The organism is Streptomyces sp. NPDC059900 (assembly GCF_050270335.1).
Classification (GTDB): domain Bacteria; phylum Actinomycetota; class Actinomycetes; order Streptomycetales; family Streptomycetaceae; genus Streptomyces.
Genome location: NZ_JBNNJZ010000001.1, coordinates 33,212 through 56,005 on the forward strand (window position 1 = coordinate 33,212; position 22,794 = coordinate 56,005).

A 22,794-nucleotide genomic window follows, 5' to 3' on the forward strand; every position below is an offset into this window, starting at 1 on the left:
CCGCCCATCATAGGAATGCGGCTCGCGCTGTGTGGTGCACCAGGGGTGGTGAATCAGTGCTGAACCCCTGTTCACCGAGGTTTTCTCCCGAATTGGGTAGGGGTTTCCCCCCGGGCCACGACCGGGCAGTGCCGGGCACTGCCCGGTTGACGGGGGTTCTCCCCGCCGAACGGTCCGCTCAACCCGGTGTCGAGCGAGCCGCTCAACCCGATGCCGAACGGTCCGCTCAACCCGGTCCGGGCGAGCGGGGTGGGCTGACCGTCGTGCGCGGCGGACGTCGCTCGGACGAGGTGCGCACGATCAGCTCCGTCGGTATCACCTGCTCGACGGGCCGGCCCGAATCCAGCCCTTCGATGGCGTCGATGAGCAGCTGGACGACGGCCGTGCCGATGCGGCGCGGTTTGAGCGAGAGCGTGGTGATGGGCGGTTCGGTGGTGGCGTAGACGGTGGACTCGCTGCAGCACACGAGCAGCAGGTCGTCCGGGACGCGCAGTCCGTAGCGGCGGGCGGCGGCCAGGAGATCGGTGCCGTTGGGATCGAAGAGGCCGTATACGGCGTCGGGGCGGTCTGGTCTGGCGAGCAGCCGGTCGGCCGCGACGGCGCCGGCGCACGGGTCGTGGGCGGGGTAGGACTCGTAGACCGGGTCCTGGCCGACGCGCTCGCACCAGCGCAGATAGGCGGTCGTGGACAGATGGGTGTACGTGTCCGTGGTGGTTCCGGTGAGCAGTCCGATGCGGCGGGCTCCGGCCGCCGCGAGGTGGTCGAGGATCTCCAGGACCGCCGCCTCGTGGTCGTTGTCGACCCAGGCGGTGACCGGCAGAGACCCGGCCGGACGGCCGTCGGACACCACGGGGAGGCCCTGGCGCACGAGCTCGCTGACGACGGGATCGTGGTCGGACGGATCGACGACGACGGTGCCGTCGAGCGCGACGTTCGACCACACGTCCACGGGGCTGCGCCGGGAGGTGGCGGGAAGGATGACAAGGGCGTAGCCGCGGGCCAGCGCGGCCGAGGTCGCGGCTCTGGCCATCTCCGCGAAGTACGCGAATTCGGTGAAGGTGAAAGGTTCATCCCCGTAGGTCGTCACGGTCAGGCCGATGAGGCCCGACTTGCCGGTACGGAGCGTTCGGGCCGCCGCGGAGGGCCGATAGCCCAGCCGTTCGGCGACCTCGCGGACGTGGCGTCGGGTGGCGTCCGGGAGCCGCCCCTTGCCGTTGAGTGCGTCGGAGACAGTCGTGATGGAGACACCGGCGGCGGCGGCGACGTCTCTGATGCCCGCTCGGCTCTGCCGGTTGCCCCGGCGGGCGGTCTCCGCTCGGCTCACCTGGTGGTTCCCTGCTGCTGTCATGGCGAGCCGATAGTAGGGCTCATGGGGGTGGGTAGTGCGGACGCATATTCACTCGTTGACAGGCACGTTTCTGCATGGAGAAATCGGGTCAACGACCTTGGATTGCAAGGGAGTTGGCGGTTCCCGGGGTGGACGCTCCTGTGTCGCCGCGCACGGGCCTGCCGATGGAGCGATGTTTCGAAGAGGTCTCAACTCACCTTCACGGGTGATGCGCGCCACGGCGCGAGCCACCGGCGCGTACTGAGACGCGGAGCGCTCCCCCCTCTGTGCACGCCTGTGGGAGCCGTTTCCCCTGACCCATTCGCAGCAGCGCTGAATCCTCATAAGGTGAGGAGTATTGACGTCAGGTGTTCAGGCGTTCCGGACGTTTCTGGTTTTTCTGGCGTTCCAGATGTTCCAGACGTTTCAGGTTTTTCGGATGTTCAAGAGGAGGACTGCGGTGAGCGAGACGAGCCCGAGGCTGCGTGCCGAGCTGGAGGGTATCCCCAGCTACAAGCCGGGGAAGCCTGCCGCCGCCGATGGCCCGGCGGCCTACAAGCTGTCCTCGAACGAGAACCCCTACCCGCCCCTGCCGGGCGTCATGGAGAGCGCGCTCGCCGCCGCGGGCACGTTCAACCGCTACCCGGACATGGCGTGCACCGGCCTGATGAGCGAGCTCGCCGACCGCTTCGGGGTGCCGGTCTCGCACGTGGCGACGGGCACCGGCTCCGTCGGCGTCGCGCAGCAGCTGCTCCAGGCCACGTCCGGTCCCGGTGACGAGGTCATCTACGCCTGGCGGTCCTTCGAGGCGTACCCGATCATCACGCAGGTGAGCGGCGCCACGTCGGTGAAGGTGCCGCTGACGCCGGGGGACGTCCACGACCTGGACGCGATGGCCGACGCCATCACCGACCGGACGCGGCTGATCTTCGTCTGCAACCCGAACAACCCGACCGGCACGGTGGTGCGCAGGGCCGAGCTGGAGCGGTTCCTGGACCGGGTGCCGAGCGATGTCCTGGTGGTGCTCGACGAGGCCTACCGCGAGTTCATCCGTGACACCGAGGTGCCCGACGGCGTCGAGCTCTACCGCGACCGTCCGAACGTCGCCGTGCTGCGTACGTTCTCCAAGGCGTACGGCCTCGCGGGACTGCGGGTCGGCTTCGCGATCGCCCACGAGCCGGTCGCGGCCGCCCTGCGCAAGACGGCGGTGCCCTTCGGCGTGAGCCAGCTCGCGCAGGACGCTGCGGTGGCCTCGCTGCGGGCCGAGGACGAACTGATGGGCCGTGTCGGCGCCCTGGTCGGCGAGCGCACGCGGGTGGTCGAGGCGCTGCGCGGGCAGGGCTGGACCGTGCCCGGGACGCAGGCCAACTTCGTGTGGCTGCGGCTCGGGGAGCGGACGCTCGACTTCGCGGCGGCGTGCGAGAAGGCCGGCGTGGTCGTGCGGCCGTTCGCGGGCGAAGGGGTTCGGGTCACGATCGGGGAGACCGAGGCCAACGACATCTTCGTGCAGGCGGCGGAGGCGTTCCGCAAGGAGCAGCTGTAACCGCACGCGCGGTGGTGTGACGAGGGGCCGGGACGCTGTTCCCGGCCCCTTCGTCGCACCCCCTTGTCATGCGCGTTCGCCGTGTCTGTTCCCGTGCCCCTGGCCGGGGCCGTGTGAGGTTCCCGTCAGTAAGGGGGACCCCCTGTCATTGCTCGGAACCGGTACGACATAATGCTTGTGAATGTGAACGCGTTCACAAGCGTGTCCCTGTTCCTCCGAAGATCAGTGGGATTAAAGGGGCAAACTGCCGATGTGATCACGGCCGTAAGGAGAAGTCGACGTGGATCTGGCTCTGGCGCCCGAGACATTGGCGCGATGGCAGTTCGGCATCACCACCGTCTACCACTTCCTGTTCGTCCCTCTGACGATCTCCCTGGCCGCTCTCACGGCGGTCCTGGAGACGGCCTGGGTTCGCACGGGCAAGGAGCACTACCTCAGGGCGACCAAGTTCTGGGGAAAGCTGTTCCTGATCAACATTGCGATGGGCGTCGTCACCGGCATCGTCCAGGAGTTCCAGTTCGGCATGAACTGGTCCGACTACTCGCGCTTCGTCGGTGACATCTTCGGGGCCCCGCTCGCCTTCGAAGCTCTCATCGCGTTCTTCTTCGAGTCGACCTTCATCGGCCTGTGGATCTTCGGCTGGGACAAGCTCCCGAAGAAGCTGCACTGCGCCACGATCTGGATCGTCTCCGCAGGAACGATTGCGTCGGCGTACTTCATCATCGCCGCCAACGCCTTTATGCAGCACCCGGTCGGCTACAAGATCGTGGACCGGGACGGCACCAAGCGCGCGGAGCTCACCGACTTCTCGAAGGTGCTGTTCCAGGAGACGACGCTGGTCAACTTCTTCCACGTCATCTCGGCGGCGGTCCTGGTCGGCGGCGCCTTCATGACCGGCATCGCGATCTTCCACCTGCGCAAGAAGCAGCACATCCGCACCATGCGGATGTCGATGCGGCTCGGCCTGGTCACCGCGTTCGCCGGCACCCTGCTCACCGTGATCAGCGCCGACACCCTCGGCAAGGTCATGTACGAGCAGCAGCCGATGAAGATGTCGGCGGCCGAAGCCCTGTGGGAGTCGGAGAAGCCGGCGCCGTTCTCGCTCTTCGCGTACGGCGACGTGTCCAAGGGGCACAACGACGTGGCCATCGAGATCCCCGGAATACTGTCCTTCCTGGCCAAGAACAACTTCAGCGCCGAGATCCCCGGCATCAACGACCTCAACAGGGAAGCGCAGGAGAAGTACGGCCCCGGTGACTACCGGCCCAACATCCCCACCGCCTACTGGTCGTACCGCTGGATGATCGGCTTCGGCGGGGTCTCCATGGCCCTGTGCACCGCCGGGCTCTACCTCACACGGCGGAAGATCTGGCTGGCGCCGGAGCACCGCACGGGCGAGGACGACGTGCCCAAGCTCATGCTCACCAAGAACAAGGAGCTGACGCCGAAGCTCGGCAAGTGGTGGTGGCGGCTCTCGCAGTGGACGCTGATCTTCCCGCTCATCGGCACCGCCTGGGGCTGGATCTTCACCGAGACCGGGCGTCAGCCCTGGGTGGTCTACGGCGTCCTGAAGACCAAGGACGGGGTCTCGCCGGGGGTTTCGCAGGGTGAGGTGATCACCTCGCTGATCGTGTTCACCGCGATCTACGCGATCCTCGCCGTGATCGAGGTGAAGCTGCTGCTCAAGTACATCAAGCAGGGCCCGCCCGAGCTCACCGAGGCCGACCTCAACCCGCCCACCAAGATCGGCGGGCCGGGAGCCGGATCGGGCTCGGACAGCGACGAAGACGCCGACCGGCCCATGGCCTTCTCGTACTGAGGGAGTTGACCGTCATGGAACTTCACGACATCTGGTTCGTGCTGATCGCCGTCCTGTGGATCGGCTACTTCTTCCTGGAGGGCTTCGACTTCGGGATCGGCGTCCTCACCAAGCTGCTCGCCAGGGACCGGACCGAGAAGCGGGTCCTCATCAACACCATCGGCCCCGTGTGGGACGGCAACGAGGTGTGGCTGCTCACGGCGGGCGGTGCGACCTTCGCCGCCTTCCCCGAGTGGTACGCGACGCTCTTCTCCGGCTTCTATCTGCCGCTCCTGATCATCCTGCTCTGCCTGATCGTGCGCGGGGTCGCCTTCGAGTACCGGGCGAAGCGGCCCGAGGAGAAGTGGCAGCGCAACTGGGAGCAGGCCATCTTCTGGACCTCGCTGATCCCGGCCGTGCTGTGGGGCGTGGCCTTCGCCAACATCACGCGCGGCGTGAAGATCGACGCCCACAAGGAGTACGTGGGCAACTTCTGGGACCTGCTGAACCCCTACTCGATCCTCGGTGGCCTGGTCACGCTGACGCTGTTCACCTTCCACGGCGCGGTGTTCGCCTCGCTCAAGACGGTCGGGGACATCCGGATGCGGGCGCGGAAGCTGGCGCTGCGGCTCGGTCTGGTGACCGCGGTCCTGGCGCTCGGGTTCCTGATCTGGACGCAGGCGGACAACGGCGACGGCAAGAGCCTGGTCGCGATGGCCGTGGCCGTGGTCGCCCTTGTCGCTGCGATCGTGGCGATCAAGAAGGGACGGGAAGGCTGGTCGTTCGCCCTTTCGGGCATCACGATCGCGGCTGCCGTGGCGATGCTCTTCCTGACGCTCTTCCCGAACGTCATGCCGTCGTCGCTGAACGAGGAGTGGAGCCTCACGGTCACCAACGCCTCGTCGAGTCCCTACACCCTGAAGATCATGACGTGGTGTGCCGGAATCGCAACGCCGGTCGTGCTGCTCTACCAGTCGTGGACCTACTGGGTGTTCCGCAAGCGGATCGGGACGCAGCACATTGCTGATACGGCTCACTGAGATGTCCGCTCGCTGATCCCGCTCGCTGATCCCGGTTGCTGATCCCGCTCACTGATCCCGGCCGCTCATCCGCGGCCACTGATTTCCCCGTTCCTCGGTTTCTTCGGAGGGTGTGTTTCACGTGAAACCGATCGACCCGCGTCTGCTCAGGTACGCCCGTGCCACCCGGTTCTTCCTGGTCGCGGTGGTGGTCCTCGGTGTCGCCGGGGCGGGGCTTGTCATCGCCCAGGCGATGCTCATCGCCGAGATCGTGGTCGGGGCCTTCCAGAAGGGGCTCGCCCTCGGCGACTTGGGGACGCCGCTCGTCCTGCTCGCGGTGGTCGCGGCAGGGCGGGCGCTCGTCGCCTGGCTGACGGAGCTCGCCGCACACCGGGCGAGCGCGGCGGTGAAGTCGGAGCTGCGGGGGCGGCTGCTCGAACGGGCGGGTGCGCTGGGGCCGGGCTGGCTGGGCGGGCAGCGGACCGGATCGCTGGTCTCGCTGGCGACGCGGGGCGTGGACGCCCTGGACGACTACTTCTCGCGTTACCTGCCGCAGCTGGGGCTCGCGGTGGTGGTGCCGGTGGCGGTGCTCGCGCGGATCGTCACCGAGGACTGGGTGTCGGCGGCGATCATCGTCGTGACGCTGCCGCTGATCCCGGTCTTCATGATCCTGATCGGCATGGCGACCCAGAACCGGATGGACCGTCAGTGGCGGCTCCTCTCCCGCCTGTCGGGGCACTTCCTGGACGTGGTGGCGGGTCTGCCGACCCTGAAGGTGTTCGGGCGGGCGAAGGCACAGGCCGAGTCGATCCGGCAGATCACGGGCGAGTACCGGCAGGCGACGATGCGCACGCTGCGCATCGCCTTCCTGTCCTCCTTCGCCCTGGAACTGCTCGCGACGCTGTCGGTGGCGCTGGTCGCGGTGACGACCGGGATGCGGCTCGTCCACGGCGACATGGATCTGTACGTGGGTCTGGTGATCCTGATCCTCGCGCCCGAGGCCTATCTCCCGCTGCGCCAGGTCGGTGCGCAGTACCACGCGGCGGCGGAAGGGCTCTCCGCAGCCGAGGAGATCTTCGAGGTCCTGGAGGCCCCGGTGCGGGCCGCCGGGACGGGGGCGGTGCCGGACGGTGCGCTGAGCGTCGAGGGCGTGACGGTGCGGTATCCGGGGCGGGACTCGGATGCGGTCTCCGGGGTGTCGTTCGCGGTGGAGCCCGGTGAGACCGTGGCTCTGGTCGGGCCGAGCGGGGTGGGCAAGTCGACCCTCCTCGACGTGGTCCTCGGGTTCGTCGAGCCTGCCGAGGGGCGGGTGCGCGTCGGGGGCGTGGACCTGGCCGGGGTCGCGCCGGAGCTGTGGCGGGAGCGGATCGCCTGGGTGCCGCAGCGGCCGCACTTGTACGCGGGGTCCGTCGCGGAGAACGTACGTCTGGCGCGGCCGGATGCGGACGATGCCGCCGTGCGGGACGCGCTGGAGGCCGCGGGGGCGCTGGAGTTCGTCGCCGCGCTGCCCTCCGGGGAGCAGACCGTGCTGGGGGAGGACGGGGCCGGTCTTTCCGCCGGGCAGCGGCAGCGGCTCGCTCTGGCGCGGGCGTTTCTCGCGGACCGGCCCGTGGTCCTCCTGGACGAGCCCACCGCGGCTCTGGACGGGGAGACCGAGGCGGGGGTCGTCGAGGCGGTGCGGCGCCTTGCCGTGGGGCGGACGGTGCTGATGGTCGTGCACCGGCCCGCGCTGCTGGGCATCGCGGACCGGGTCGTACGGCTTGAGACCCCGGCCGGGGGTGCTGCGCGGCCGCGGGTGGACGGGGCTGCCGTCTCCCTGGCGGTGCCGGGTGGCGGGGCGGCGGACGGCGTGGCTTCGGGGCATGGGGAGGTGCCGGGGGCCGGGGCTTCGGGGCAGGCGGAGGTGTCCGGGGCCGAGGCTTCGGGGAGTCCTCGCCCGGATGCCGGGGTCCTGGCCCGGGTGCGGGGTGCGGCGCAGGCGCGGAAGGGCAAGCTCGCGCTCGCGCTGCTGCTGGGTGCGCTCGCGATCGGCAGTTCCGTGGGGCTGATGGCGACCTCGGGGTGGCTGATCAGCCGGGCTTCGGAGCAGCCGCCGGTGATGTACCTGATGATCGCGGTGACGGCGACCCGTGCCTTCGGTCTCGGCCGCGCCGTCTTCCGCTACGCGGAGCGCCTGGTCTCGCACGACGCCGTCCTGCGCATGCTGGCCGACACCCGCGTCGCCGTCTACCGGCGCCTGGAGCGCCTCGCCCCCGCCGGGCTCGGGAAGACTCGTCGCGGCGACCTGCTCTCCCGCCTGGTCGCGGACGTGGACGCCCTCCAGGACTACTGGCTGCGGTGGCTGTTGCCCGCGTCCGCCGCCGCGGCGGTGGGCATCGGATCCGTCGGCTTCACCGCCTGGCTGCTGCCCGAGGCGGGCGCCGTCCTCGCCGTCGGCCTGCTCGTCGCGGGAGTGGGCGTACCGCTGCTCTCCGGAGCCGTCGCCCGCCGCGCGGAGCGGAAGCTGGCCCCCGCGCGCGGGGTGCTCGCCACCCGCGTGGCCGATCTGCTCACCGGCACCGCCGAGTTGACGGTCGCCGGCGCGCTGACCCGTCGTACGGCCAAGGCGAAGGAAGCCGATGCCGACCTGACCCGGATCGCGTCCAGGACCGCCACTGCCACCGCGCTCGGCGACGGCCTGGGCGCGCTCGCCACGGGGCTCACCGTGGCCGCCGCCGCGGTCGTCGGCGTACAGGCACTGCACGACGGCCGGCTCAGCGGCGTCGCGCTCGCCGTGGTCGTCCTGACCCCGCTCGCCGCCTTCGAGGCGGTCCTGGGGCTCCCGCTCGCCGTCCAGTACCGCCAGCGCGTCATGAAGAGCGCCGAACGCGTCTACGAGGTCCTCGACGCCCCCGACCCGGTTCCCGAGCCCGCTGTACCCGCGCAGCGTCCGCAGACGCCCTTCCCGCTCCGTGTCGAGGGGCTGCACGCCCGCTACGAGGGGCAGAAGCGTGACGCGCTCGCGGGCGTCGGCCTGACGCTGGAGCGCGGGCGGCGCATCGCGGTGGTCGGCGCGTCGGGCTCCGGCAAGACGACGCTCGCCCAGGTGCTGCTGCGCTTCCTGGGGACGAGCGAAGGCACGTACAGCCTGGGCGGCACGGACGCGGCCACGCTGGACGGCGACACCGTGCGCGAACTCGTCGGGCTCTGCGCGCAGGACGCGCACATCTTCGACAGCTCCGTACGGGAGAACCTGCTCATCGCGCGCAAGGGCGCCGGTGACGACGAACTGCGCGGCGCCCTGGAGCGGGCCCGCCTCCGGGAGTGGACCGACTCGCTCCCCGACGGGCTCGACACCCTGGTCGGCGAGCACGGGGCACGGCTCTCGGGCGGCCAGCGCCAGCGCATCGCCCTGGCCCGCGCGCTGCTCGCCGACTTCCCCGTCCTTGTCCTCGACGAGCCGGCCGAACACCTCGACCTGCCGACCGCCGACGCCCTCACCGAAGATCTCCTCGCCGCCACCGAGGGGCGTACGACGCTGCTCATCACGCATCGCCTCGCCGGGCTCGACGCGGTGGACGAGGTGATCGTCCTGGACGCGGGGCGGGTGGTGCAGCGCGGTGCGTACGCGGACCTCGTGGTGGTGGACGGGCCGCTGCGGCGCATGCGGGAGCGGGAGCGGGCGGCGGACCTGCTGGTGACGGCGGCGGGATAGGTGAGCGGGCGCCAGGACCCAAGCGCCGACTTTCCTCGCCAAATAGGACTAACTACTCTCAAAGGCATGTCAGCCCCCTCGGCCTCCGCCGCTTCCCCGCCACCCGACGGCACACCGGGCGCACCGGGCACGACCGGTACGACCGGCACGACCGGCACGACCGGCACGACCGGTACGACGGATACGACGGGCACGCCGGACGCGGACGAGGCGGCGAAGCAGACGACCCGCGGCCTCCAGGGGCTCTCCCCCGAGCTGACCGCGCGGGTGCCGCAGCTCCTCGAGGCGATGCGCTCCGTCGGTGCGGGGCTCGAACTGCACACGACGCTGGACCGCATCTGCGAGACGGCGGCCGAGCTCGCGGACGCCCACTACGCGGCGATCGGCGTCGTCTCCGAGGACGGCAAAGGGCTCTCCGACTTCGTCTACACCGGCATCGACGAGGAGACCGCCGACCGCATCGGACGCCTGCCGGACGGACACAAGGGGCTGCTCGGCGCCCTCATCCACGAGCCGGAGACCCTGCGCCTCGCGGATCTGTCGGCCGACCCGCGCTCGTGCGGCTTCCCGGCCCACCACCCGCCGATGCGGACCTTCCTCGGCGTCCCCATCCGCGTCCAGGGCGAGATCTTCGGCAACCTCTATCTGACCGAGAAGCGGGGCGGCGCCGACTTCAACGAGTACGACGTGCACATGGTCCACGTACTCGCCACGGAGGCGGGCATCGCCATCGGCAACGCCCGGCTCTACGAAGCCGCCATGCAGCGCGAACGCTGGATCGACGGCTCCGTGGCGGTCACCACGGCGCTGCTCTCGGGCAGCGACGCGGAGGAGGCGCTCGCCGTCGTCGCGGAACAGGCCCGCCATCTCGCCGACTCGGCAGCCGGGATCGTGCTCCTGCCCGACGACGAGGGCGGCATGGAGATCGTGGCCGTCTCCTCGGACGAGCCCTCCGGGATGCTCGGCGTGATCATCCCTCCGGAGAGCCACATCATCGGCGAACTGCTCGCCGGGGACTCCGTGTTCCTGGACGACGCGGCCACGGACCCGCGCGTCCTGACCGATCTCGCCCGCGGCTACGGCCCCGTCATGATGCTGCCTTTGCAGAGCGACGGCCGCGTCATGGGGACTCTCGTCACGCCACGCGCGCGTGGAGCGCGGCCGTTCAGCGAGACCGAGCGGACGCTGGCCACCCAGTTCGCCTCGCAGGCCGCGCTCGCGCTGATGATGGCCGAGGCGCAGCGCGACCGGGAACGGCTCGCGGTGTACGAGGACCGCGACCGCATCGCGCGGGACCTGCACGACCTGGTCATCCAGCGCCTGTTCGCCACCGGGATGATCCTGGAGAGCGCCCAGCGCAGGTCCGTCGTGCCCGAGGTGCAAAGGGGTGTCGGCAAGGCCGTCGACGAGCTCGACGTGACCATCCAGGAGATCCGTACGGCGATCTTCGCCTTGCAGCAGGGCCCGGCCGAGGCTCCTTCCGGGCTGCGCACGCGGGTCCTGCGTGAGATCAACATGGCCGCGGTGCCGCTCGGCTTCAAGCCCTCGCACCACTTCACGGGACCCGTCGACACGGTGGTCGGCGAGCTCACCGGCAAGAACCTCATCGCGGCGCTGCGCGAGGCGCTGTCCAACGCGTTCCGGCACGCGCGCGCCGACCGCATCGACGTCGTCGTCGACTCGACGGTGATCCTTCCCGACGGGCAGCAGGGCGTGCGTCTGACGGTCTCGGACGATGGCGTCGGTATCGCGGCGGGCGGCCGGCGCAGCGGCCTGAAGAACCTCAAGAGACGTGCGGAATCGCTCGGCGGGGACAGTTGGTACGGGGCGGGCATCGGCGAGGACGGGGCCGGGACGACGGTGGTGTGGCAGGCGCCGTACTGACGGCGTCGTCGCAGGGGCCCCTGTTCGGCCGTACGGCAGTGGGCCTTTCGGGGCACCGGTTGCCCCGGGTGCAGGAGTCGCGCAGGACCCGGCGACGGCTGCGGGGCAACGATCCGTGACATGCGCTTACGTCACCGCGGCGGCTGTCGCCCGCTCCTCGTCGTGTCGGTACTCCTGTGCGCGCTCCTGTGCCCCGCGCCCGCCGATGCCGCCGAAGGACCGGGTACGAGCGCCGAAGTGGCACGCCTCTACGAGGAGGCTTCCGCGGCGACCGCGCGCTACGAAGCGGGGCGGCGCGCGGCCAAGGCGCAACGCAAGAAGGTCCGGAAGCTGGACCGGCTCCTCGCGAAGGAGCGCCGCGCGGTCGACGGGCTGCACGCGGACCTCGGGCGGATGGCCGGCGCCCAGTACCGCAGCGGCGGCGGTCTTCCGCACGCCGCCCGACTGCTCCTTGCCGAGAGCCCGGAGGAGCTGATGCGCGGTCAGCGGCTGCTGGGGCAGGCGGGGCTCGCCGTCACCCACGCCGTCGGCAGGACCCAGCGGGCCGCCGCCAGTCTCGCGGACGCCAAGCACCGGGCGGACCGTGCCCGACGCAGCCTCGACCGGCGCCACGCACGCCTCGCGAGGCTGAAGCGCGGGATCGAGAGCAAGCTGGAGTCGGCGCGGTGGACCCTCCAGGGCGAGGCCGACCGGTCGGTCGCGGCCGGGCGGTGCAGGGGCGCCGTACGCCTGGACCAGCCGAAAAGGAAGAAGGGGACCTCCACGCGCGCGTGGATGACGCCCGTGAAGAAGTACGAGCTGTCGGCGGGCTTCGACAGCGCCGGGGCGCACTGGGCGCACCGGCACACCGGGCAGGACTTCGCGGTCGGCATCGGGGCGCCGGTGCGGGCGGTGGGCGCGGGCCGGGTGAAGTCGGTGTCGTGCGGGGGCGGCTTCGGCATCGAGGTCGTGGTGGCGCACAAGGGCGGCTACTACACGCAGTACGCGCATCTGGCCGCCGTCACCGTCGACCAGGGCGAACGCGTGCGGCCCGGTCAGTGGCTCGGGCAGGCGGGCACGACCGGCAACTCGACGGGGCCGCACCTGCACTTCGAGGTGCGGCTCACCCCGCAGCAGGGCTCGGCGGTCGATCCCGGCAAGTGGCTGAAGGGGCGGGGGGTACGGCTCTAGCGGTCCGGCCGGCTCTAGTGGTCCGGTCGGCTCTGGCGGTCCGGCTGGTCCTGCTGTTCGCTCAGGATGCGTTCGATGACGACCGCGACGCCGTCCTCGTTGTTGGCGACCGTGCGTCCCGAGGCGGCCGCGAGCACGTCCGGGTGCGCGTTGCCCATGGCGTACGACCTGCCTGCCCAGCTGAGCATCTCGATGTCGTTCGGCATGTCGCCGAAGGCGACGACCTCCTCGGGCGTGATCCCGCGCTCTGCGCAGCACAGCTCCAGGGTGCTGGCTTTGGAGACGCCGGGGCCGCTGATCTCGAGGAGGGCGCTCGGGCTTGACCGGGTGATCTCCACCTGTCCGCGGACGGCCTCGCGGGCCACGACCAGGAAGTCGTCGGGCGCGATCTCGGGGTGGAAGGCGAGCACCTTCAGGATGGGCTGGGTGGCGTTGTCCGAGTCCTCGGCGAGGAGCTTCTCCGCGGGGGCGACGCTCTCGCCGGGCTCCAGGTGCAGCGGCGGGTACGTCGGCTCGTGGTGCAGGCCGCCGGTCCGCTCGACCGCGAAGGACGTGCCGGGGGCCGCCTCGCGCAGCAGACGGACGACGTCCAGCGCGTCCTCGCGGCGCAACTCCCGCACCTTCACGAAACGGTGGCCGCCGGAGCCGTCGTGCAGGTCCACCACGGCTGCGCCGTTTCCGCAGATGGCGAGGCCGTGGCCGTGGACGTGGGCGCTGACGACGTCCATCCAGCGGGCCGGGCGGCCGGTCACGAAGAAGACCTCGATCCCGGCCCGCTCGGCGGCGTCGAGTGCGGCGACGGTGCGGTCGGACACCGACTTGTCGTCACGCAGCAGGGTGCCGTCCAGGTCCGTGGCGATCAGCCGGGCCTTGGGCCGGTGAGGGACGGAGGCGGCCGGGGTCTCGGGCCGTTCGGTAGCTGAGGTCACGCCATCGATTGTCCCGCATCTGGCTGCACGGGCGTGCGCTGGGTCGCACATCTGAGTGCCGTTACGCCCCTGCTGTGCCGCCTCCCAGCTGGACGAGGGCCTCCGTGGCGATCCGCTCGAAGAGCTTCTCGTCGGCCGCGAAATAGGTCCCCGGAAGCGGCCAGTGCAGAACGATCTCGTTGAAGCCCAGCTCAGCGTGGTTGCCGGCGAAGTCCACGAAGGCGTCGAAGGAGTCCAGGGGGCGGTCAGGGGTGAACCCGGTGAGCAGGATCTTGTCGAGCTCGGCGGCATCGCGGCCGATCGCGTCGCACGCCGTGGCCAGCTTCTCGGCCTGGCCGCGGATGGCTTGAAGTGACTGCTCCGGAGTGCCGTTCTCGAAGAGCTTCGGGTCGCCCGTGGTCACCCAGGCCTGCCCGTGGCGCGCGGCGAGCTTCAGGCCGCGGGGCCCGGTGGCGGCCACGGCGAAGGGAAGCCGGGGGCGCTGGACGCATCCGGGGATGTTGCGCACCTCGGATGCCGAGTAGTGCTCGCCCTCGTGCGAAACGACGTCTTCCGTAAGAAGTCGGTCGAGCAGGGGCAGAAACTCGCCGAAGTGGTCGGCCCGCTCGCGCGGCGTCCAGGGCTCCTCCGTGGCCTTGCGCAGTGCGGTGGCGTCGAAGCCGTTGCCGCCCGCGCCGATGCCGAGGGTGATCCGGCCGTCGGACACGTCGTCCAGCGTGATCAGTTCCTTGGCGAGGGTGACCGGGTGCCGGAAGTTCGGCGATGTGACCAGCGTGCCCAGGCGCAGCCGGTCGGTGGCGGCCGCGGCCGCGGTCAGGGTCGGCACCGCGCCGAACCAGGGCCCGTCGCGGAAGGTCCGCCAGGAGAGGTGGTCGTAGGTGTACGCGGTGTGGAAGCCGAGCTCCTCTGCCCGCTGCCAACGCTCTTTGCCGCCCTCGTGCCAGCGGCTGACGGGCAGGATCACGGTGCTCAGACGCAAACTCATGCAACAGAGCGTATGCCCCGGGAGGCGGCGCCCTTTGCGCTCGCCGCGGCCGGGTCAGCGGGAGGACGGGAAGCGGATGTAGCCGGGGGGCACGGCGGCGGTGAGCCAGACGCCGTTGGCGCTGACCTGGAACGCATGCCCGTCGCGGTGCATCGCGCCCGCGTCCACGGAGAGCACGACGGGTCGCCCGCGGCGGGCGCCGACGCGGGTGGCGGTCTCGCGGTCGGGCGAGAGATGCACGGCATGGCGGTTCATGGGCCGCAGCCCCTCGGCGCGGATCGCCGCGGTATTGCGGGCCACCGTGCCGTGGAAGAGATACGGGGGCGGGGTCGCCGGGGGCAGATCGAGGTCGACGTCGACGGAGTGGCCCTGGCTGGCGCGGATACGGCCGTCTTCCACGGCGAAGCGCTGTTTGTCGTTGACGGCCACCACATGGTCGAGCTCGGCACGCGTGAAGCGGAATCCGTGCGCCTGCGCCGCGGCGACCAGTGCGTCGATCTCCACCCAGCCGTTCTCGTCGAGCGTGAGTCCGATTCGCTCGGGCTGGTGGCGCAGGTGCTTGGACAGGTATTTCGACACCTTCACGGTGCGTCGTTCACCGGCCGCCCCGTGAGAGGGGGGTTCTCCATTCATCCGTTCAGCCTCGCTCCGAACCGTTCTCCCCGCACTCGATTTTCGTCCACCGACTTTTCATCCAACACTTTTCGTCCACAGGTTTGATCCACAGCCAAGTCCAGTTATCCACAGGCCAATTGACGATTCTGTGGACAACGCGCGAGCTATTTAGGCGCTTTGGTCAACAGATGGACTATTGCCCCTACTTGCCGCAAGTGCGTCCAATGTCCGCGCCTGAACCTCGCGTTCAGTGGCGGCGGCGACGAACGCGGCGACGTTCTCCCGGCCAACCAGGGCCTCAACGGCCTGCGTTGTCGACGCGGGAAGGGCCACCGGGAATGCCTCATCCGTGCGCCGGGCCGGTTGTCCGGACGCCAAGTGATGCTTGAGGTGACGGGTGGCGAACAGACGCATGGCGCGCGCCAGTTCGGCGTCGACCGACTGCTGTGCGAGCGGCCTCAGGCGGCGTACGAGAGCCGCAGCCTCCGTCGCGTCCACCTCGCTCGGAGGGTTGGGGCCGAGATAACGCGCGAAGACATGCTCGGTCGTGAACTCCAGGAAACGGGACGCTATGTGCTCGACCTGGCCTCTCAACTCCCGCAGATGACCGGAGATTGCGGACAGCGGAACACCGGCAGCATGCAACTCAACGGCGACAGAAAGCTCTTGAGGGCTTGGAACCAGGAATTCGCCGTCCCGTCCCGGAACGGGCTCCAGGACGCCGAGCGCGATCGCGTCGGCCACCGCCGCCTCGTCCGGCTCGCCGCCGAATGCCGCGTCCAGCTCCGCCCGCGTCATCCGGTCGGCCTTCTCGTCCGTCCACGGGCCGTCGACCTCGGCGGCGAGACCCAGGACACCGCCGAGCCCCCGGCCCGCGTCCCAGGCCGCGAGCAGCTCCTTGATGGACGCCAGGGTGTAGCCCCTGTCGAGCAGATCGGCTATCTGCCGCAACCGGGCCAGATGGGCGTCGCCGTACACATTGGCCCGGCCGCGCCGCTCGGGCCGGGGGAGCAGGCCGCGGTCCTGGTAGGCGCGGATCGTACGGACCGTGGCGCCGCTGTGGTGCGCCAGGTCCTCGATGCGGTACTCCGCCGGCCCCTGTCCGGCGCCCGACTGATCGTCCACGCTCCCCGCCTCCGTTGAACCTCGTACTAGGCGATGGCCGCTCGGCCGACCGCAGCGGCCGCGGCCCGCGCCGCGGGTGACTGGGCCAGGTATTCGACGGCCTTGCGCAGCGAGCCTTCCTGCGAGGGATGGTACGACCGCCGCAGATAGCGGGGTATGGCCGCACCGAGCTCTCGCCACGTGGGCAGCAGGCCCTTCGCGACGGCCTTGTTGTGCTCGGACAGGGAGTAGCGGAGGCGGCCCGCGAGCACGGGGTCCCGGCGCATCAGATAGGCGGTGCCCCAGACCCACAGGTACAGCATCACGGGCGCGGTGACCGCCATGCCCGCGATGCGCCGGGCATAGCGGGGCGGGCCCTCGCCGCCGCAGTGCTGGTACATGTCGAAGGCGACCGCGCGGTGCTCGACCTCCTCCGCGCCGTGCCAGCGCAGCAGGTCGAGCATGACCGCGTCGGCGTCCGCGTGGTCCAGGCCCTCGGCGTGCAGCACCCAGTTGCCCAGAACCGCCGTGAACTGCTCGATCGCCGCGACGACCGCGAGACGGAAGCGCAGCCACTCCTGCGTCGGTATCGGCGCTCCCATCGGCGGATTCTCACCGAGGAGTTTCTCGAAGAGGAAGTCGACGTACTTGGTGAAGGCGGCGGTGTCGAGCCGCTGTGCCGCCAGGTGGTCGAGCACGTGCGCGTGCTGCACGCTGTGCGTGGCCTCCTGGCCCATGAAGCCCTTGACGTCCTTGAGCAGCACCGGGTCGGTGACCAGGGGCAGGCCTTCCTTGAAGACCTTCACGAACCACCGCTCCCCCGCCGGGAGAAGCAGATGCAGCACGTTGATGACGTGGGTGGCGGTGGGCTCGTCCGGTATCCAGTGCAGCGGGGTCCGCTCCCAGTCGAAGGAGACCCGGCGCGGAACGATCGTGTAGTGCTCCTCGGTGTTCGTGTCGGTGCTTTTCTCCGTGCTCACAGCGGCGGCTCCAATCGGGCGATCGCGCGCAGGGCCTTGGGCGTGAAGCGGGACATGAGGTGGGCGCCACGGGCCTCCGGGGTGACCGGCACGACCGCCTGGTTCTTGACGACCGCGCGCAGGATCGCGTCGGCGACCTTCTCCGGCGGGTAGTTCCGCAGGCCGTACAGGCGGGAGGTCTTCTTCTGGCGGCGCTTCTCCTCCTCGGCGTCGACGCCCGCGAAGTGCGTGGTCGCCGTGATGTTCGTGTTCACGAAGCCCGGGCATATCGCCGAGACCCCGATGCCCTGGCCCGCGAGCTCTGCGCGCAGGCACTCGCTGAGCATCAGGACCGCCGCCTTGGACGTGCTGTAGGCGGGCAGGGCCTTGGAGGGCTGGAACGCCGCCGCGGACGCGGTGTTGACGATGTGGCCGCCCTGGCCGCGCTCGGCCATCTGCTTGCCGAAGAGCCGGCAGCCGTGGATCACGCCCCACAGATTGACGTCCAGGACCTTCTTCCAGTCCTCGGCGCTAGTGTCGAGGAAGGAGCCGGAGAGGCCGATGCCCGCGTTGTTCACCAGGACGTCCACGACGCCGTACTCCCTGGCGACCTTCTCGGCGAGCTTCTCCATGGCCTGCTCGTCGGCGACGTCGACCGTCTCGCCCCAGGCCCCGGGGGCGCCGATAAGACGGGACATCTCCGCCGTGCGCGCCGCGCTCTCCGCGTCCCGGTCGACGGCCACCACGCGCGCGCCCGCCTCGGCGAACGCGAAGGCGGTGGCCCGGCCGATGCCGCTGCCCGCCCCCGTGACCAGGACGAGCTGACCGCCGAAGCGGTCGGCGTGCTTGCCCGTGGCCACGCTGTCCTTCGCGGGCAGGCCGTCCTCGTTGGTGGTGACGAAGTCGGTGATCCACGCGGCCAGTTGATCGGGCCGGGTGCGGGGCACCCAGTGCTTGGCCGGGATGCTGCGGCGCACCAGCTGCGGCGCCCACAGCTCCAGTTCGTCGTAGAGCCGCTCCGAGAGGAAGATGTCGCCGGACGGCGTGATGAGCTGCACGGGCGCGTGTGCGTAGGCGTCGGTGCGGGGCTTTCGCATCCGCGCGCGGACGTTGTCGCGGTAGAGCCATGCTCCGTGCGCGGCGTCCGAGGGCAGCGACGACGTGGGGTACTCGCCGGCGGGCACCTTCTCCACGCGCTGGAGGATCTTGGGCCACTGCTTGCCGAGGGGGCCGCGCCAGGCGAGCTCGGGAAGCACCGGTGTGTGCAGCATGTACACGTACCAGGACTTGGCGCCCTGGCCGAGGAGCTGGCCGACCTTGCGCGGTGTGGGCCGGGTCATCCGCTTCTTGATCCAGTGCCCGAAGTGGTCGAGCGAGGGCCCCGACATCGAGGTGAAGGACGCGATGCGCCCCTCGGTGCGCTTGACCGTGACGAACTCCCAGGCCTGCACCGAGCCCCAGTCGTGGCCGACCAGATGCACCGGCTTGTCCGGGCTCACCGCATCGGCGACGGCCATGAAGTCATCGGTCAGCTTCTCCAGCGTGAAGCCGCCGCGTAGGGGCTGCGGAGCGGTCGACCTGCCGTGCCCGCGCACGTCGTAGAGCACGACGTGGAAGCGGTCGACGAGGCGCTCGGCGACCTGCGACCACACCTCCTTGGAGTCCGGATAGCCGTGCACGAGCAGGACTGTGGGCTGCGTGGGGTCGCCCAACTCGGCGACGCACAGCTCCACTCCGCCGGTGCGCACCCAGCGCTCGCGGGCGCCCTTGATCCCCGTGTTCGTTCCTTCGGTGCTCATGCGGCGGCCCTCTCCTCAGCCCAGCGCCGCACATGCGGCAGATCGTCGTCCAGCCAGAACGCGCTCTGTTCGGGGTCCTTGGAGTCGGTGACGACCAGGATCTCCTCGAACTTCGCGCCCGTACCCCGGAATCCGAGGTGCGGTTCGACCGCCCAGAGCCCCGGCTGGGGCGGGTGGTCGGAAAACTTGTAAGGCGACCACAGCGGAGACCAGCCGTCCCGGTGGCCGTGGATCGCGTCGCTCGCCAAGCCCTTCAGGGACTGGGTGCCGAAGCCGAACACATGCGGTGACCTGCGGCGCTCCTTGACCCGGTCGATCTTGTGCGCGATGACGCCGAAGGGATAGGCGCGGTGGCGGTTCGCATACCCCTGGCGGACCATGAGCCGGTCCACGTCCGCATAGATCTCGCGCAGCGTCCGGCGCTCGCGCACCTCGCGCAGGAGCAGCTCGCGGTGCTCCTCCAGGTCGGCGAGCAGCTTGTCGTGCACGGGGTTGAGGCCGAGACAGCCGGAGTAGCCGATGTCCGCCGTATATCCCTTGTGGACCGGGGCCATGTCGAGAATGAAGGGCATCCCGGGCTCGAGGCGGCGGTTGGTGGGGAAGAACTGCAGCGGTATCCGGAAGTTCACGAACGCCGTGCGGTCCCCGAACCAGGCAAACGGCAGGTGGAACCAGTCCCGCACACCCCGCTCACGCAGCCACTCGCGCTGCATGCGCGCCGCCTCGCGCTCGGTCACACCCGGCCTGAGCTGCGCCGCGACCGCCTCCGCGCATTCATACGCGAGGGTCTGTACTTCCCTGAACCCCCGCAGTTCCGCGGTGAGTTCGCCTGCCACTGCTGAGGTCATGCCACCGTCCGTCCGTGTCCGTCATCTGTCCGTCATCGCAGTACGCGTGTCCGGCCCATCGCAGTACGCGTCCGTAACTTGACACTGATGAATGTGACAATGCTCGGCGGCTACGTCAATAGCTGGGACCGAGCCGGGCCCCGGTCCGGGGGCGAGTGCGGGTTGTCCCCGAGGGGTCGACCTCAGGAGGACCCTTACGGGCCCGTAATACCCGAGAGTGAGGTGAGGACAGGCCCCTGGTCTGACGCCCCGATGTGGTCTGCGCCACTAACTTCGAATCGTGACTGTGATCGCGACCGAAAGCCTGAGCAAGCGGTTCCCGAGGGTGACCGCGCTTGACCGGCTCTCCATGGATATCGGGCCCGGTGTAACCGGACTCGTCGGAGCCAACGGAGCCGGCAAGTCCACACTGATCAAGATCCTGCTGGGTCTGTCCCCCGCCACGGAGGGCACGGCCGCCGTGCTCGGCCTCGACGTCGCCACCCACGGCGGCCAGATCCGTGAGCGCGTCGGCTATATGCCCGAGCACGACTGCCTGCCGCCCGATGTGTCGGCCACGGAATTCGTCGTCCACATGGCACGCATGTCGGGGCTGCCGCCCACGGCGGCCCGTGAGCGCACCGCCGACACCCTGCGGCACGTCGGTCTCTACGAGGAGCGCTACCGCCCCATCGGGGGCTACTCCACGGGCATGAAGCAGCGCGTGAAGCTGGCGCAGGCCCTCGTCCACGACCCCGACCTGGTCTTCCTGGACGAACCGACCAACGGCCTCGACCCCGTGGGCCGTGACGAGATGCTCGGCCTCATCCGCCGCGTCCATACGGACTTCGGCATCTCCGTCCTGGTCACCTCGCACCTGCTCGGCGAACTGGAGCGCACCTGCGACCACGTCGTCGTCATCGACGGCGGCAAGCTCCTGAGGTCCAGCTCCACCACCGACTTCACCCAGACCACCACGACGCTGGCCGTCGAGGTGACGGACACCGACGACCACCCCGACGGCACCAAGGCGTTCCGCGAGGCGCTCCAGGGCCGCGGGGTCGCGACCCACGAGGGAACGGGCCTGCCCGGTGCCGGGCACACCGTGCTGATCGAGGCGGACGGCGAGGAGACGTACGACTTGGTCCGGGATCTCGTCGCGGACCTCGGCCTCGGCCTGGTCCGGATGGAACAGCGCAGGCACCAGATCGCCGAGGTCTTCCAGTCCGAGCAGACCGAAGAGCCCGACGTGACCGAAGAGCCCGACGTGACCGAGCAGACCGAACAGTCCGAGCGGACGGAAGCACGGAAGGAGGAGGTCCGTCATGGCGGTTGAGCAGCCCCCGGCACACGCCGGCGAACAGACCCAGATCCACAACATCGGCTATCGCAACTACGACGGCCCGCGCCTGGGCCGTGCCTACGCCCGCCGCTCCCTCTTCTCCCAGAGCCTGCGCGGAGCGTACGGACTCGGCCGCTCGGCCAAGTCCAAGGTCCTTCCCATGATCCTCTTCGCGGTGATGTGCGTGCCCGCCGCGATCATGGTGGCGGTCGCCGTGACCACGAAGGCGAACGACCTCCCCCTCGACTACACCCGATACGCGATCGTGCTGCAGGCCGTCATCAGTCTCTATCTCGCCGCCCAGGCCCCCCAGACCGTCTCGCGCGACCTGCGCTTCAAGACCGTCCCCCTCTACTTCTCCCGCCCCATCGAGCACGGCGACTACGTACGCGCCAAGTTCGCCGCGATGGCCTCGGCCCTCTTCGTCCTGACGGCCGCACCGCTGCTCGTCCTCTACGTAGGGGCGCTGCTCGCCAAGCTCGACTTCGCGGACCAGACGAAGGGCTTCGGCCAGGGCCTCGTCTCCGTGGCGCTGCTCTCGCTCCTCTTCTCCGGCATCGCGCTGGTCATCTCGGCGATCACACCCCGCCGCGGCTTCGGGATCGCCGCCGTCATCGCCGTCCTGACCATCAGCTACGGAGCGGTGTCCACGGTCCAGGCCATTGCCTACGAACAGGGCAGCACCGGCGCCATCGCCTGGCTCGGCCTCTTCTCGCCGATCACGCTCATCGACGGCGTACAGACCGCCTTCCTCGGCGCGACCTCCGCCTTCCCCGGAGGGGAAGGCCCCTCGTCCGGCACGGGCGTGGTCTACGTGATCGTCGTCCTCGCCCTCATCGCGGGCTGCTACGGCGCGATGATGCGCCGCTACCGAAAGGTCGGGCTGTGACCACCATCAACATCGACCACACGTCACGCTGGTTCGGCAACGTGGTGGCGGTCAACGACATCACGATGAACGTAGGCCCCGGCGTCACCGGCCTCCTCGGCCCGAACGGCGCCGGGAAGTCCACCCTCATCAACATGATGGGCGGCTTCCTCGCCCCCTCCACCGGCAGCGTCACGCTCGACGCCAAGCCGATCTGGCGCAACGAACAGATCTACAAGGACATCGGCATCGTCCCCGAGCGCGAGGCGATGTACGACTTCCTCACCGGCCGCGAATTCGTCGTCGCCAACGCCGAACTGCACGGCTTGGACAAGCGGGCCGCGCAGAAGGCCCTCGCCACGGTCGAGATGGAGTACGCACAGGACCGCAAGATCTCGACGTACAGCAAGGGCATGCGCCAGCGCGTGAAGATGGCCTCCGCCCTCGTCCACGAGCCGTCGGTGCTCCTGCTCGACGAACCGTTCAACGGCATGGATCCCCGTCAGCGCATGCAGCTGATGGACCTGCTCCGGCGCATGGGGGACGAGGGCCGCACGGTCCTGTTCTCCTCGCACATCCTCGAAGAGGTCGAGCAACTGGCCTCGCACATCGAGGTGATCGTGGCCGGACGGCACGCGGCGAGCGGCGACTTCCGCAAGATCCGCCGCCTGATGACCGACCGCCCGCACCGCTACCTGGTGCGTTCCAGCGACGACCGCGCCCTGGCCGCCGCCCTGATCGCAGACCCGTCGACGGCAGGAATCGAAGTCGACCTCAAGGAAGGCGCCCTGCGCATCCAAGCCATCGACTTCGCGCGCTTCACCGCCCTGTTGCCACGCATCGCCCGCGATCACGACATCCGGCTGCTCACGGTCTCGCCATCGGACGAGTCCCTCGAGTCGGTCTTCTCCTATCTCGTCGCGGCCTGAAG

Annotated in this window: 17 protein-coding genes; 9 read left to right on the forward strand and 8 right to left on the reverse strand. The window is 69.9% G+C overall.

Translation table 11 applies throughout. The annotated features are described in order from the left end of the window. Positions 1–226: 226 nt before the first annotated feature. A complete protein-coding gene (locus ACQKIP_RS00175) occupies positions 227–1,348 on the reverse strand; it encodes a LacI family DNA-binding transcriptional regulator (RefSeq protein WP_190082941.1) in 1,122 nt (373 codons plus the stop codon). Between the two features lie 439 nt (positions 1,349–1,787). On the opposite strand from ACQKIP_RS00175, the gene hisC reads away from it, so the two are divergent. The 6 genes from hisC (at position 1,788) to ACQKIP_RS00205 (ending at position 12,435) form a co-directional block, all read left to right on the forward strand. Then, positions 1,788–2,870 carry a histidinol-phosphate transaminase gene (hisC, locus tag ACQKIP_RS00180; RefSeq protein ID WP_365861254.1) on the forward strand — a complete coding sequence of 361 codons (1,083 nt, stop codon included), beginning with the start codon at positions 1,788–1,790 and terminating at the stop codon, positions 2,868–2,870. Positions 2,871–3,150: 280 nt separating this feature from the next. Beyond that, positions 3,151–4,689 carry a cytochrome ubiquinol oxidase subunit I gene (locus ACQKIP_RS00185; protein WP_365861255.1) on the forward strand — a complete coding sequence of 513 codons (1,539 nt, stop codon included), beginning with the start codon at positions 3,151–3,153 and terminating at the stop codon, positions 4,687–4,689. Positions 4,690–4,703: 14 nt separating this feature from the next. Continuing rightward, positions 4,704–5,708 carry a cytochrome d ubiquinol oxidase subunit II gene (cydB, locus tag ACQKIP_RS00190; RefSeq protein WP_365861257.1) on the forward strand — a complete coding sequence of 335 codons (1,005 nt, stop codon included), beginning with the start codon at positions 4,704–4,706 and terminating at the stop codon, positions 5,706–5,708. Between the two features lie 121 nt (positions 5,709–5,829). Next, the gene (gene cydD / locus ACQKIP_RS00195; protein WP_365861258.1) at positions 5,830–9,381 is read left to right on the forward strand and encodes a thiol reductant ABC exporter subunit CydD; all 3,552 of its coding nucleotides are present in this window, start codon (positions 5,830–5,832) and stop codon (positions 9,379–9,381) included. A gap of 66 nt (positions 9,382–9,447) precedes the next feature. Beyond that, a complete protein-coding gene (locus ACQKIP_RS00200) occupies positions 9,448–11,265 on the forward strand; it encodes a GAF domain-containing sensor histidine kinase (protein ID WP_365861260.1) in 1,818 nt (605 codons plus the stop codon). A 120-nt stretch (positions 11,266–11,385) separates the two neighbouring features. Next, positions 11,386–12,435, forward strand: coding sequence for a murein hydrolase activator EnvC family protein (locus tag ACQKIP_RS00205; protein ID WP_365861262.1), 1,050 nt, complete (start codon positions 11,386–11,388; stop codon positions 12,433–12,435). Positions 12,436–12,449: 14 nt separating this feature from the next. Here ACQKIP_RS00205 and ACQKIP_RS00210 read toward each other — a convergent pair whose 3' ends face one another. The 7 genes from ACQKIP_RS00210 to ACQKIP_RS00240 all read right to left on the reverse strand — a co-directional run bounded on the left by ACQKIP_RS00210 (position 12,450) and on the right by ACQKIP_RS00240 (position 19,674). Next, a complete protein-coding gene (locus ACQKIP_RS00210) occupies positions 12,450–13,364 on the reverse strand; it encodes a Cof-type HAD-IIB family hydrolase (RefSeq protein ID WP_365861264.1) in 915 nt (304 codons plus the stop codon). A gap of 61 nt (positions 13,365–13,425) precedes the next feature. Further along, complete coding sequence (locus tag ACQKIP_RS00215) at positions 13,426–14,349, reverse strand: LLM class flavin-dependent oxidoreductase (RefSeq protein ID WP_365861266.1); 924 nt, start codon at positions 14,347–14,349, stop codon at positions 13,426–13,428. A gap of 54 nt (positions 14,350–14,403) precedes the next feature. Continuing rightward, positions 14,404–14,982 (reverse strand): RNA 2'-phosphotransferase, encoded by a 579-nt coding sequence (locus ACQKIP_RS00220; protein WP_365861267.1) that lies wholly within the window; start codon positions 14,980–14,982, stop codon positions 14,404–14,406. 150 nt (positions 14,983–15,132) lie between these two features. Further along, complete coding sequence (locus ACQKIP_RS00225) at positions 15,133–16,089, reverse strand: MerR family transcriptional regulator (protein WP_365861268.1); 957 nt, start codon at positions 16,087–16,089, stop codon at positions 15,133–15,135. Between the two features lie 26 nt (positions 16,090–16,115). Next, complete coding sequence (locus ACQKIP_RS00230) at positions 16,116–17,048, reverse strand: metal-dependent hydrolase (protein WP_365861269.1); 933 nt, start codon at positions 17,046–17,048, stop codon at positions 16,116–16,118. Then, positions 17,045–18,826 carry an SDR family oxidoreductase gene (locus tag ACQKIP_RS00235; protein ID WP_365861271.1) on the reverse strand — a complete coding sequence of 594 codons (1,782 nt, stop codon included), beginning with the start codon at positions 18,824–18,826 and terminating at the stop codon, positions 17,045–17,047. The genes ACQKIP_RS00230 and ACQKIP_RS00235 overlap by 4 nt, the downstream gene beginning before the upstream one ends. Continuing rightward, on the reverse strand, positions 18,823–19,674 hold the full coding sequence (locus ACQKIP_RS00240) for a M24 family metallopeptidase (protein WP_365861272.1): 852 nt from the start codon (positions 19,672–19,674) through the stop codon (positions 18,823–18,825). Before ACQKIP_RS00240 ends, ACQKIP_RS00235 begins: the two co-directional genes overlap by 4 nt. Before the next feature lie 286 nt (positions 19,675–19,960). Here ACQKIP_RS00240 and ACQKIP_RS00245 point away from each other — a divergent pair, with 286 nt between their 5' ends. The 3 genes from ACQKIP_RS00245 to ACQKIP_RS00255 are packed head-to-tail and all read left to right on the forward strand — an operon-like array spanning position 19,961 to position 22,792. Continuing rightward, positions 19,961–20,989 (forward strand): ABC transporter ATP-binding protein, encoded by a 1,029-nt coding sequence (locus tag ACQKIP_RS00245; protein ID WP_365861560.1) that lies wholly within the window; start codon positions 19,961–19,963, stop codon positions 20,987–20,989. Beyond that, complete coding sequence (locus tag ACQKIP_RS00250; protein WP_365861274.1) at positions 20,979–21,884, forward strand: ABC transporter permease; 906 nt, start codon at positions 20,979–20,981, stop codon at positions 21,882–21,884. The genes ACQKIP_RS00245 and ACQKIP_RS00250 overlap by 11 nt, the downstream gene beginning before the upstream one ends. Next, a complete protein-coding gene (locus ACQKIP_RS00255; RefSeq protein ID WP_365861276.1) occupies positions 21,881–22,792 on the forward strand; it encodes an ABC transporter ATP-binding protein in 912 nt (303 codons plus the stop codon). Before ACQKIP_RS00250 ends, ACQKIP_RS00255 begins: the two co-directional genes overlap by 4 nt. The last annotated feature ends 2 nt before the right edge of the window (positions 22,793–22,794 follow it).

What these genes read in the sequence shown, in the direction of transcription:
- ACQKIP_RS00175 (WP_190082941.1), bottom strand. Translation starts at nt 1,348, where the DNA reads ATGACAGCAGCAGGGAACCACCAGGTGAGCCGAGCGGAGACCGCCCGC.
- cydB (WP_365861257.1), top strand. Translation starts at nt 4,704, where the DNA reads ATGGAACTTCACGACATCTGGTTCGTGCTGATCGCCGTCCTGTGGATC.
- ACQKIP_RS00200 (WP_365861260.1), top strand. Translation starts at nt 9,448, where the DNA reads ATGTCAGCCCCCTCGGCCTCCGCCGCTTCCCCGCCACCCGACGGCACA.
- ACQKIP_RS00205 (WP_365861262.1), top strand. Translation starts at nt 11,386, where the DNA reads ATGCGCTTACGTCACCGCGGCGGCTGTCGCCCGCTCCTCGTCGTGTCG.
- ACQKIP_RS00215 (WP_365861266.1), bottom strand. Translation starts at nt 14,349, where the DNA reads ATGAGTTTGCGTCTGAGCACCGTGATCCTGCCCGTCAGCCGCTGGCAC.
- ACQKIP_RS00220 (WP_365861267.1), bottom strand. Translation starts at nt 14,982, where the DNA reads ATGAATGGAGAACCCCCCTCTCACGGGGCGGCCGGTGAACGACGCACC.
- ACQKIP_RS00235 (WP_365861271.1), bottom strand. Translation starts at nt 18,826, where the DNA reads ATGAGCACCGAAGGAACGAACACGGGGATCAAGGGCGCCCGCGAGCGC.
- ACQKIP_RS00240 (WP_365861272.1), bottom strand. Translation starts at nt 19,674, where the DNA reads ATGACCTCAGCAGTGGCAGGCGAACTCACCGCGGAACTGCGGGGGTTC.
- ACQKIP_RS00250 (WP_365861274.1), top strand. Translation starts at nt 20,979, where the DNA reads ATGGCGGTTGAGCAGCCCCCGGCACACGCCGGCGAACAGACCCAGATC.